Here is a 10354-nt window from a genome sequence, read left to right on the forward strand (position 1 = left end):
TGCAACCAGCCTGCAGCAGTGTAGCAATCCGCAGGCGAGCGCGTGCGACGGTTGTCGACCCGGACGCCCGCTATTCGGGCCACCGGTAGCCGATCACGGTGTCGAGCGGATACGCGAGCTCGCGCACTTCTTCGAGCTGGTTGCCGCCAAACAGATAGACCTTCTCGTGATCGTGGCGCAGATAGAAGCCGACGTGCCCTTTCCAGCTCGCCGGATCGTCGCGCGTCAGCACCGCGATACAGCCGTAGACAGGCTGCTCCAGCGCCCTGCCCCATTCGAGCCACGAGCGCGCGAGCGCGGAGCCGGTGCCGCGGAAGCCCGCGTGCGTCATGCACCAGTTGAGGAACGACGAGCACCACGAGATCTTGTCGTCATAGCCGACAAGGTTCGTGTGGTTGTTGTACTCGACGATGCGGGGATTCGTCTCGCCCGCGGGGAAACGACGCACGCCGCGTTCTCTCATCGCGACGGGCATCCATACCGGGTGGTGATCGACAGTCATGTGCGTCACTTCTGGTTGTTGTTTGCAAGGTTTGCGAAATCGTCGCCGATCTGTGTGCGGATGTCGAGGGGCGGGCCGCACACGCGCGGTGTCGTTTAGCGTCGTTTCGGGCCGCGAATGCGCTCGCACGCGCGACCCCGATCGGACCGTGCCAATCGTCGGGACAATGACCCCTCAACAGGTACGGATCATGCGGTCGCGTCGATGCGCGATAGCGGCAACGCATGACAGCGGCGCCACATCGGCGGCTGTGAAGCGTCGTGTCGGGTCGGAGCGCCACGGATACCGCCGGAGTTCGGCATGCGATGACCAAAATGCTCCGCCGCCAGATCGCGCCCAATGCTTTACAAACAGCCGACAACGAAAGCGGCGTAACTATGCAGTCACTTAACACGCGCGTTTTAGGGTCTCAAAGAAATCATCTTTTACACACACTTACAGTACCGCCCCGGCGCTTTCACTAGTCTGAATTGACTCGCAGCGCCTCTGCCAGACGTGCCGCGCAGACGCATGTGAGTTGTCAATACGTAGTTGCAAGACCACGTTCAACCGGTTCCGCGCAAGCGGGGCCAATCAGGTGGCCGGTGAAGCCGGCCCGTTCAGACAGTGTGTCGATCCGACGATGCTCGGAGCAGGTGCACTGCGGACAACAAACGACACAGGTAGGCCGGGATCGGCGCGCACGCGCTCGTGCGCAATGGCACCGGCTTGCCTTCGACGACGACGCCCAGGGCTGACGCCAGCACCGGGCTTGCGACGACTGACTTGCGTTCGCTCGTTCGCTCATTCGCGCGTTTGCCTTGCAGGAGAGCCTTATGTCTGACCAGCAACTCGACAACCGGTCGCCCGAGCACGTCCCTGGCGTGCACGCGCCGCCGCATGACGCTCCCGTCGCGCGCCGCCAGTCTGCCGTGGCGCGGCCGCTGTGGCACTTCGCCGTGCGCTCGATCGGCTACGGCGTCGTGGTGTTCGTCGCGTGGGTCGTGCTGACCATCATGTTCCCGAACATCTTCACGCGTTCGTCGGAGCGGGCCGTGGTCAACAGCCAGGTGTCGCTCGTCACGTCGCCGGTCGACGGGATCGTCACGCAACAGTACGTGGGGATCGGCAAGCCGTTCGTCGTGAACCAGCCGCTGATGACGGTCCAGAATCCGAACATCGATCGCGCGCTGCTGATCGACCTGACCGGCAAGGCCCTCGACAACCAGCAGCACTACGACGCCGCGCGCGCGCAGCTCGCGGGCGACGAGAACCAGCTCGCCACCACCGGCCACGACCTGCAGCGCTATCAGAGCGCGTCGCAGCAGGAACACGCGGCGAGCATCCGCGCGCTGCAGGCCCGGCTCAACGTCGCGAAGGCGCAGGTCGACCAGCAGGCCGACGTCGTCAGCCGCAACCAGGCGATGCAGGAAGCCGGCGCGGTGAGCGAGGCATACACCAATGCATCGCGCTACCAGTTGTCGATCCTGTCGAACGCGAAGGCCGCGGCCGCCGCCGAGCTCGATCACGCGATGGCGGACGGCAATGCGTCGAGGAACAAGGTTTACGCGTCCGCCAGCGACGGCGCCACTTCGTCGCTCGAGCAGCGCAGCCGGCTGCTCAGCGCGGACATCGTGCAGCTGAAGGCGCTGATGACCCAGTACGACACGTACGGCCAGTCGGTCGGCAAGATGATCGATGCCGAGAAGGCGCGGCTCGACCGGCTGTCCAATCTCGATATCCGCGCGAACCAGCCGGGCGTCGTCGAGGACGTGCTCGCGCCGCCGGGCACGCGCGTCGCGGCCGGTGCGACGCTGATCCGCGCGAGCAACTGCAGCCAGTCGCGCGTCGTCGCCGTGTTCCCGCGCAGCCTGAGCGACGACCTGCTGCCCGGCACGCGCCTGAACGTGCAGATGGACGGCGTGCGGTCCAGGGTGCCCGCATCCGTCGCCGAGGTGCTGCCGCGCGCGTCCGAAGGCGAGCAGGCGCGCTACTTCGTGCCGTTCCCGCCGATCGAGAAGAACGAGATCTACGTGATCGCGAAGCTCGACCGGCCGCTGTCCGCGCTGCCCGTCAGCGCGCGCGCCGACTCGGCCAACCGCTGTGCAATGGGCCGCTGGGCGAAGGTCAGCCTCAACCAGAGCTGGCTCGGCAGCGGCGTAGCCGATCTGGTTCCGGACGACGTGAACTGGCAAGCCAGCGCCCGATCGTTCGCCGATCACGCGCAGCCGTGGTTCGACGCGCTGCGAGCAGCCGGCGATCGCGGCTTCAACTGGCTGCGCAGCCAGCTGACGTAACGCCGTGCGCACAAGGAACGATGCCGATGAAGCTGCCCTTCCTGCACCGATTGCACAAGATCGTCTGGCTCATGATGCTGCCGCTCGCGCCGCTGATGATGTTCGCTGCTCCTGTTGCCTCCGGCGCCGACAACGCGCCGCCGTCGCCGCAGCGTGCGGAGCTGCTCGCGTCCGGCTGCAAGACGCTGGCCGAGCGTGTCGCGGCCGTGCCGGGCGCGGGGCCGATGTTCCTCGACAGCTACGAGGCGGCGCCGGGCGGCCCGCCGCTCGCGCCGGCGCTGACGCACGCGGCGTTCGTCTACGACAACGCGCTCGCCAGCATCGCATTGGTCGCATGCCATCGCACCGACGACGCACGCCGCATCGCCGACGCGTTCCTGCAGGCGAGTACGCAGGACCGCCACTTCCACGACATGCGGCTGCGCAACGCGTACCGCGCCGGCGCGCTGCCGGCCGGACCCGCGCCGTTGCCCGGCTGGTGGGATGAGCCGAGCAAGCGCTGGTTCGAGGATGCGTATCAGGACGGCACTGCGACCGGCAATGTCGCGTGGGCCGCGCTCGCGCTGCTGACCGTCCACGAGGCGACGCACGACCCACGCTATCTCGACGGCGCCGCCGCGCTGATGGGCTGGGTCGATCCGGGCCGACTCGATGCGACCGCGCCGGCCGGCTATATCGGCGGCGAGTTCGGTTACGAGCCGAAGCAGATCCATCAGGGATGGAAATCCACCGAGCACAACGTCGATACGTACGCGGTGTTCCACTGGCTCGCCGATCGCACCGGCGACGCGCGCTGGCGCGCGGCTGCGGACAAGTCGCGCAGCTTCGTCGCGGCGATGTGGGATGCGCAGCAAGGCCGCTTCGTGATCGGCACGCGCGACGACGGGCATAGCCCGAACGTCGGCCCGTCGGCGCTCGACGCGTCGCTGTGGCCGCTGCTCGCGATTCGCGACGCGCCGCCGGAGTGGCGCCGCAGCATCGCTTGGGTCGATAGCGCACATCGGGTCAACGGCGGGTATGGCTTCAATGCGCACCCGGACGGCGTGTGGACCGAAGGCACCGGTCAGGCTGCGCTCACGCTGCAGGCGGTCGGGCAGAACGCCAAGGTCCAGCCGTTGTGGGCGCTGCTGCTGTCGCAGCGCGCACCGGACGGGCTGCTTTATGCAACGCCCGACGCGCGGATTCGCACAGGGCTGTCGATCGGGCCGACGTCGAAGACCGAGGACTTCTATTACTTCCACCTGCCGCACCTCGGCGCGACCGCTTGGGCCGTGCTGGCGGCGGCCGGGTGGAATCCGTTTCGTCCGGGGGGATGCTTGCCCGGCGGCGGCTGCCCCGGCGGCGGCACCACTCATGCTCTGGAGTGACGATGTTCGATTTTTTTCTCGCAAGCCGATCCCTGCTCGTCATCAACGGTGGCGTGCTGTTGATCGTGATTGTGCTCACGCGGCTCGGCAATCGCGAGCGCGCCGTCGATCGCATCCTGTTCGGCGGGATCGCCGCAACGCTGCTGCTGACGTACATGTACTGGCGCACGACCCAGACGCTGCCCGACCCGCGGATGGATTTTCCGAGCGTGTGGGCGCACGTCTTCTTCGGCTTCGAGTGCATCGCGCTGATGTACACGCTGATCTCGATCGTCGTGCTCACGCGCACCAGCGATCACTCACCCGACGCCGATGCCGGCGAAGCAAGGCTGCGGCGTGCCACGAAGGTGCCGCGCGTCGACATCTTCATCGCGACCTACAACGAAGGGCTCGAAATCCTCGAGAAGACCGTCGTCGCGGCGCTCGCGATCGACTATCCGGATTTTCGCGTGTGGGTGCTCGACGATACGCGCCGCGACTGGCTCAAGGCGTTCTGCGAGCAGGTCGGCGCGAACTACGTGACCCGCCCCGACAACGCGCACGCGAAGGCCGGCAACCTGAACAACGGCCTGCGTAAAAGCGCACAAGGCCCGGACGGCGGCGCGCCTTACATCATGGTGCTCGACGCCGACTTCGCGCCACACCGGAAAATCCTGATGCGCACGATCGGGTTGTTTTCGGATCCGAAGGTCGGTGTCGTGCAGACCCCGCAGTTCTACTACAACGCCGATCCCGTGCAGTACAACCTGCGCTCGACCGAATGCTGGGTCGACGAGCAGCGCGCGTTCTTCGACATCATGCAGCCCGCGAAAGACGCGTGGGGCTCGGCGTTCTGCATCGGTACGTCGTTCGTCGTGCGGCGCGATCTCGTCAATCACATCGGCGGGTTTCCGACCGGCACCGTGACCGAGGACATCCACCTCACCTACCGGCTGATGCCGCACGGCTATGTGACGCGCTGGCTCAACGAACGGCTGTCGGTCGGGCTGTCGGCCGAAGGGCTGCCCGAATACATCAGCCAGCGCAGCCGCTGGGGGCTCGGCACGATCCAGGTCGCGCTCACGCCCGACGGCCCGCTGCGCGGCCCCGGTTATACGTTCACGCAGCGGCTGCATTACGTGCACGGGTTGCTGCACTGGTTGAGCCGGCCGTTCACACTGATGCTGCTGCTCGGGCCGCTGCTGTACTGGTATTTCAACGTGCCGACGCTTTACGGCGAGCCGATGCAGTTTCTCGCGTATGGGCTGCCTTCGCTGATCGCCTACTGGGCCTACAGCATGTGGATTACCGGACGGCGCGCGCTGCCGATCTTTACCGAGGTCACGCAGATCGTCTGTGCGATGGCGGTGAGCGCATCGCTTGCGAGTGCGATTCTTCGGCCGTTCGGGCGGCCGTTCAAGGTGACGAACAAAGGGCTGGACCGCTCGAAGCTCATCATTCACGGCAAGTTCGCGGCGCTTTATGGAAGCTTGATTGTGCTGTCCGCGCTTGGGCTCGGGCATGCGCTGTCGAGTGATCCTGATGCGCCGGGGCTCGTCTTCAATTCAGCGTGGACCGGGGTTTCGTTGTTGCTCTATCTCACGTCGATGCTGGTGTGCGTGGAGTTGCCACGGCCGAGAAAGGAAGAACGGTTTCCTTATCGCGCGTCTGCGCGGTTGCGCATCGGGCAACAGGAATATGCGGTGACCACGAAAGACCTGTCGTGCAACGGCGCGGGCGTGATCACGTCGAAGGCCGGGTCGTTGCCGGTCAATGCTGAAGGTGCGCTGTGGCTCGCGCAAATCGGCTGGATACCGTGCCGCGTCGTGCGCCGACATGGCCGCCTGCTCGGTATTGCATTGCATGTCGATACCGCAGCGCGCCACGGATTGATCCGCATGCTGTTCGGCGATCCCCCCCACAACATCGCGGCACAGGGCCAGCCGAAGCTGGCGATCTCGCGCCTCATGCAGCGTGCGCTGTCGGACTGAGTCCGTGCTTTCGCCGCCTAATTTTTTCTAATTCTGGACTTGTCGATAATGCGTAGCCTTCCGTTTCCCTCTCCGCCAATACGTGTGCTGCCGCTGGCGCTTGTCGTCGCGCTCACCGCCTGCTCGATGGAGCCGAATTACCAGCGGCCCGATGCGCCGATCCCGTCTGCGTATCCGAACGGGGCGGCTTATTCGACGCCGGGGGCCTCCAATGCGGGGCAGCAGACTGGTCCGGCAGCGGCCGATCTCGGCTGGCGGCAGTTCTTCGTCGATCCGCAGTTGCAACAGTTGATCGCGCGGGCGCTCGCCAATAACCGCGATTTGCGTATCGCGACGCTCAATATCCAGGCGGCGCGCGCGCAGTACCGATTGCAACGCGCGGCGCAGTTTCCGGAGATCGATGCGAACCTCGGGCTCAATAGTCAGCGTCTGAGCCCGGGGCTGCGTGCGCCGGGGCAGTCTCCGTTGATCAATACGTTTACTGCCGGTGTCGGGCTGACCAACTTCGAGATCGATCTGTTCGGACGCGTGCGCAGCATGAGTCATGCCGCGCAGGAGCAATATCTCGCGACCGTCGAAGCGCAGCGCAGTGTGCATATCAGCCTCGTGGCCGAGGTTGGGAATGCGTATCTGACGCTGCGTGCTGATCGTGAGTTGCTCAAGCTCGCGCAGGACACGCTCAAGAACCAGCAGGATGTCGCTCAGATGATTCATCGCGGGAAGCTTGCGGGTGGGATGGCGCAGCTCGATGAGCATCGTGCAGATACGCAGGTGCAGACGGCGCAGGTGGCTGTGGAGCAGTACACGCGGCAGGTTGCGCAGGATGAGAATGCGTTGACGTTGCTGATCGGGGGTGGGCAGTTGCCGGCTGGGGTGGCAACTGCGACGCCGCTCGATAACCAGAATCTGCTGGCTGAGTTTCCGGAAGGGCTGCCATCGACGCTGCTGGAACGCAGGCCCGACATCATTGCTGCCGAGCATCAGTTGATTGCTGCGAATGCGAATATCGGTGCGGCGCGGGCGGCGTTTTTTCCGAAGATCACGCTTACAGGGATGCTCGGGGTCGCGAGTGCGACGCTCGCCGGGTTGTTTTCAGGTGGGGCCGCGTGGTTGTTCGCGCCGCAGTTGACGATGCCGATCTTCGATGGGGGACGCAATAGCGCGAATCTCGATCTCGCGACGGTGGAGAAGGATGTGAATGTCGCTAACTACGAACGCACGATTCAAAGCGCGTTCAGGGAAGTCGCGGATAGTATGGCTGCGCGGACGACTTATGAGCGCGAGGTGAAGGCGCAGCAGAAGATGATTCATGACATCAGTGAAACCCAGCGGTTGGCGCAGATGCGGTTTCAGAATGGGGTCGATGATTACTTTGGGGTGTTTGATGCGCAAAGGCAGCTGTTTCAGGCGCAGCAGGTGCTTGTTACTTATAAGCTCGCTGGGTTGACTAGCCGGGTGGAGCTTTATAAGGCTTTGGGTGGGGGGTGGGTTGAGTCTACTCAAGGGGCTGGGGTGCAGCCGGTGGCGGGGGTGAAGCCTGCTGCGGGGGCGCGGCCGGTGGCGGCTCAGTCGAGAGCTGTGGCGCAGCCGGTTGCTGCGGCGCCAACGCCGCATGTGACGTCGGTTGTGGTGGAGGAGCCGGGCGCGGAAACGCGTTCGAGTGCAGCGGCTCAATCGGTGGGCGCGGCGCAGCCAAGTGCGGTAGCGCGGCCAAGTGTGGCGACTCAGTCGGGAGTGGCGGCACAACCGAGCGTCGCAACGCAATCGAGTACGGCGGTGCGGTCAAGTGCGGCGACTCAACCGGGAACAGCGGCGCAATCGGGAGTCGCCGTGCAGCAAGGGGCTGCGCGTACAGCCGCTCCTTCAGTGACTACAACACGCTCTGTTGATTCCTCCGGCGTCACGGCTATCACCGAGACAACTGTCACGCCTGGCACCACGGGCGGTGTGGCAAGTCCCGCAAAGTGATGGAAGTCGGGCATCGCAGCCAAGGGCCGCGAACTTCGCGGCCCCACGGCGCTTACATCGCCGTGATGATCAGCCTGCCCGGCTCGACCGTGATCCGTGCCTTTCGGCCCGGGACAAAACCCGCGTCGTTGATGATCCACATTCCGCCGATTCTGAACCACGGGTAAAAGCTCTTCGGCCTGCGTCCCATGCTCTTCGGAAAGCCCCAGGATTCCTGAATCGTCACGTAGCGTTCCGTTATCGGTGGGCGTGATTTATGATCTGCCTTAGCCATTGGCAACTCCTAGATAGTTGGCTTTGGTTAGCGGGTCGTGAGTGTTGGTAGCACTTGCGGCCCGCGCTCGTTTACCACGATATTTCGGTAGTGTTCTGTCCTCCTCACTGAGCTGGTCGATTCATTCGGTGTCTCAACGGACAATCATCGAGAACGACGTGTCCGTCGCATGCGCATCATGGATTCACGATCGCCATCGGCTAAACATGACTCATTAGACCAGCATTGATGGCTCGACGTTTGCTGGGTCGGTGAACGTTAGCCGAAGGTTATAGGGATCATGATTTCGGCGATGCAATGTTGTCACGGCGAACGGCTACGACGAAGGTCAACGCGATGCCTGCGTAACTCGCCCTCGCCTGCCCTAATCATTCGAGTCGTGACGATTCGAAACGATTCATCCTCGGAGCATCGAGTCGGTGCATGATGACGCATCCCTAATGTGGCACGTAGATTTCCATACGACCGTGACCGCATCCCAACACAGTCATCGACTTTGCGGTGCTGACGTGTTCCAGGAGGGACGTGAATTTACAATGTCGGATCGACGGTTGCTTGCCAAGCATCGTCGGTATTCAGCTACAGTCGAGCGCCATGTACGAAGACCTACTAGACCTTTTAAAGACCGTCGGTGTCGATCCGGCCGCGCAGCAGATCACGCTGATGCGCCACAAGGACAAGCGGTATCCCCTCGTGAAATATATCGGCACGCGCGCCCTGAATCTGTATCAGGCAATGCAGCCCAGAGAGATGCCAGTGGGAAGCCTGCTTGTAGCGTTTTACGGTAATAGGCCCGGCCACGCTCTGCTTCTGGGCGTCTGGCGTGTCGAGGGTGTGCTGACGCCCGGCGAGGCGATTCGCCGGGGACTACTCGAGGGAAGCTTCGAGCCGTTGCACGAGGACTGGGGCGGGTACTACCACGATTTGCGTGAGCTCGATCTGCTTGCCGATCTGCGTTTGAAGCTTGAAATCGAGTGGACGGGAAAAGAAGTGGCCTGGCGGCGCGTCCTGCGACCGGAGAAGACCGAACGGGTACGCCGGACAGCAAACTCACCAATCGAGCAAATTGCACACGGGGCAGAGCCAGGTAACTGCAGTCAATTGCCCACGCGAATGGGCCGCCGGTACAGCGTCACGGCACAGCTCGAATCGGCGGTGCCGTTCCAGGGACTCACCGGTGTCTCGCTCGTTATGGCAGAACTGCGGATCGCACTGCGTGACGCAGCCTGGCAACAGGGGTTGGCTGGCGTGTTCGGAATCTATCTGATCACGGACGAGCGCGGCGGCCAACACTATGTGGGCTCGGCCTCGGGCGCACAAGGGCTGCTACAGCGTTGGAGCAACTATGCGTCCACAGGACACGGAGGCAACAAGCTGCTCGCACAGTTGCTCGCCGCTACGCCTGGACGCGAGCTAGATCTGCGGTTCACGCTGCTCGAGGTACTGCCGGCCGATACACCCCGCCAGGAGGTGATTCAGCGCGAGTCATATTGGAAGGTCGCGCTGGGTTCGCGCACGTTCGGCCTGAATCTGAACTGACGCAACCAGTCGGGAAAGGATATCTGGGGGCGTCACGGAACGTCGACCGCAGCGAGATGTGTACCCACGTATCGTGCTACTCCCTAACTTTCAAGCTGCAAGGCTTGAAGCGGCTCACGCCTTTGACTACGCATCAAGAGACGCACGACCGGTTGAATCCGCAAGCCATTGCGGACGGTCGGGGATCAGTATCGGTGAGGCAGCTACCGGTTGTTCTCCGGACATTCGGAATTCCGCAGCCGCGAATGTCCGATGTCATGCCAGTACTTTGTAAGGGCACCGCTGTCATCTTAGCTTCATGGCTGCCTCCCCGACTCGGGCTCGTTAGGGGGGGGGGGTGCCCCTATGTCTTTCGTCAAGCGTTAGGGGCTGACTTGGGTTGGTAAATGGTGCCGTCGCGCAGCATGGCGAACAGGACGTCGCAGCGTCGCCGTGCCAGCGCGATGAGCGCTTGGTTG

The 10354-nt window shown here is 63.8% G+C and carries 7 protein-coding genes; 5 read left to right on the forward strand and 2 right to left on the reverse strand.

What is annotated here, in order from left to right; genetic code table 11:
- Positions 1–70 precede the first annotated feature (70 nt).
- Complete coding sequence (locus DID96_RS34585) at positions 71–502, reverse strand: TIGR02594 family protein (RefSeq protein ID WP_260464129.1); 432 nt, start codon at positions 500–502, stop codon at positions 71–73.
- An 815-nt stretch (positions 503–1317) separates the two neighbouring features.
- Here DID96_RS34585 and DID96_RS34590 point away from each other — a divergent pair.
- The 4 genes from DID96_RS34590 to DID96_RS34605 are packed head-to-tail and all read left to right on the forward strand — an operon-like array spanning position 1318 to position 8083.
- Positions 1318–2778 (forward strand): HlyD family efflux transporter periplasmic adaptor subunit, encoded by a 1461-nt coding sequence (locus DID96_RS34590; protein WP_124603682.1) that lies wholly within the window; start codon positions 1318–1320, stop codon positions 2776–2778.
- 26 nt (positions 2779–2804) lie between these two features.
- Positions 2805–4145: a hypothetical protein gene (locus tag DID96_RS34595; protein ID WP_409333840.1), complete on the forward strand. Its 1341-nt coding sequence runs from the start codon at positions 2805–2807 to the stop codon at positions 4143–4145.
- 2 nt (positions 4146–4147) lie between these two features.
- Positions 4148–6115, forward strand: a complete 1968-nt coding sequence (locus DID96_RS34600) for a glycosyltransferase (RefSeq protein WP_124603684.1) — start codon at positions 4148–4150, stop codon at positions 6113–6115.
- A 48-nt stretch (positions 6116–6163) separates the two neighbouring features.
- Entirely contained in the window at positions 6164–8083 is a 1920-nt protein-coding gene (locus tag DID96_RS34605; RefSeq protein WP_260464130.1) for an efflux transporter outer membrane subunit, read from the forward strand.
- 52 nt (positions 8084–8135) lie between these two features.
- On the opposite strand, the gene DID96_RS34610 is transcribed toward DID96_RS34605, so the two are convergent.
- Positions 8136–8357: a SymE family type I addiction module toxin gene (locus tag DID96_RS34610; RefSeq protein WP_124603685.1), complete on the reverse strand. Its 222-nt coding sequence runs from the start codon at positions 8355–8357 to the stop codon at positions 8136–8138.
- Positions 8358–8912: 555 nt separating this feature from the next.
- Between DID96_RS34610 and DID96_RS34615 the strand changes: the two genes are divergently transcribed.
- Positions 8913–9896 carry a GIY-YIG nuclease family protein gene (locus DID96_RS34615; RefSeq protein ID WP_124603686.1) on the forward strand — a complete coding sequence of 328 codons (984 nt, stop codon included), beginning with the start codon at positions 8913–8915 and terminating at the stop codon, positions 9894–9896.
- Positions 9897–10354 lie beyond the last annotated feature (458 nt).

This window comes from Burkholderia sp. Bp8963 (genome assembly GCF_003854275.1).
In the GTDB taxonomy this organism is placed as follows: Bacteria; Pseudomonadota; Gammaproteobacteria; order Burkholderiales; family Burkholderiaceae; genus Burkholderia.

Coding starts and splice junctions, on each gene's coding strand:
- DID96_RS34610 (WP_124603685.1), bottom strand. CDS start 8,357: ATGGCTAAGGCAGATCATAAATCACGCCCACCGATAACGGAACGCTAC.
- DID96_RS34605 (WP_260464130.1), top strand. CDS start 6,164: ATGCGTAGCCTTCCGTTTCCCTCTCCGCCAATACGTGTGCTGCCGCTG.
- DID96_RS34590 (WP_124603682.1), top strand. CDS start 1,318: ATGTCTGACCAGCAACTCGACAACCGGTCGCCCGAGCACGTCCCTGGC.
- DID96_RS34585 (WP_260464129.1), bottom strand. CDS start 502: ATGACTGTCGATCACCACCCGGTATGGATGCCCGTCGCGATGAGAGAA.
- DID96_RS34595 (WP_409333840.1), top strand. CDS start 2,805: ATGAAGCTGCCCTTCCTGCACCGATTGCACAAGATCGTCTGGCTCATG.
- DID96_RS34600 (WP_124603684.1), top strand. CDS start 4,148: ATGTTCGATTTTTTTCTCGCAAGCCGATCCCTGCTCGTCATCAACGGT.